General features: G+C 48.5%; 1 protein-coding gene. It reads right to left on the reverse strand.

Annotated elements, in window-relative coordinates; translation table 11 throughout:
* On the reverse strand, positions 1-1,023 hold a 1,023-nt coding region (locus R7F67_RS25015), incomplete at both ends, for a BamA/TamA family outer membrane protein (RefSeq protein WP_318057557.1).

Consider the following 1,023-nt stretch of genomic DNA (forward strand, 5'->3'; position numbering starts at 1 on the left):
CGAACCACAACACCTTCAACTTGGAAACGAACCGCGCCACCGACGCTCCATTTCATGTCTTCATGGAGTGTTTTTAAATCGTATTCGTCGGCAACTCGCCCCATCTCAACAAACGCTACCCATTGCCACCAAGGCATATCGTAGTAATTGATAATGGGGATATCGTCCAGAGGCTGCCAGTCTGGTAATACCCGATATTCGGCAGAATAGTGAATTGCAGAGCGTCCATGGTAACGACCCGCGGTATAGCCTCTCAAACGGTACAACCCACCCAAGCGAACTTGTTCTTGCTCTGGCGGACGACTGCAAACAACACCATCACATTGATTCCAAGTTGGTGTGTCGGCTGTATAAAAATCCAAGGCCAGTACTTGTTGATCAAACCAATCACCAAGAGGCCCCAGCGAGTAATATTGGCTATTTTGGAATTCCCACTTGAGCCACAGATCCTCTGATTGCCCACTTTCTGCGCCCGTCGTCAAATTCAAAGAGGTATGCGAGCCTCGGGTCGTGTTACGTGCGCTATCGCGGTTGTCCCAATCAAAACCCAATGTAAAACCGTAAGCTTGCTCTTTCTTATCATTGTATACATCCAACGCTCGTGATGAATAAAAAGGCGTCAGCAGGATAGAGCTAACGCCCGACGCCAAAGGCGATGCATAGCGAACGTCACGGCTGGGTAGAAACGCGCCTTTGAAACCATGATCTTTCACCGCGCCCCACGGCAACAGGTATTTGAATTCGAACTTATACTTTTGCTCATCACTGTTTGTGATCGTCTGAGATTCAAACGACGAGTTGTTATCGCCTTGCTCACCTAAGTAATAGGGACTGTCATTAAAACGAGCTTGGTACATCTGAGTACTGAACAGCACATTGGGAGAGAGCGCATAATTAAATGCAGAGAGGAAACCAATATAGCTGTCTTTCTCCGAGTACAGCCCCATACCAAATAGTGCTGCTTGAGGCTGACCAACCCCTTTAGCAACCCCCGCAACTCCAACGGTACTGCCCAACGTATCG

This window comes from Vibrio sp. YT-17 (assembly GCF_033337375.1).
Classification (GTDB): Bacteria; Pseudomonadota; Gammaproteobacteria; order Enterobacterales; family Vibrionaceae; genus Vibrio; species Vibrio alginolyticus.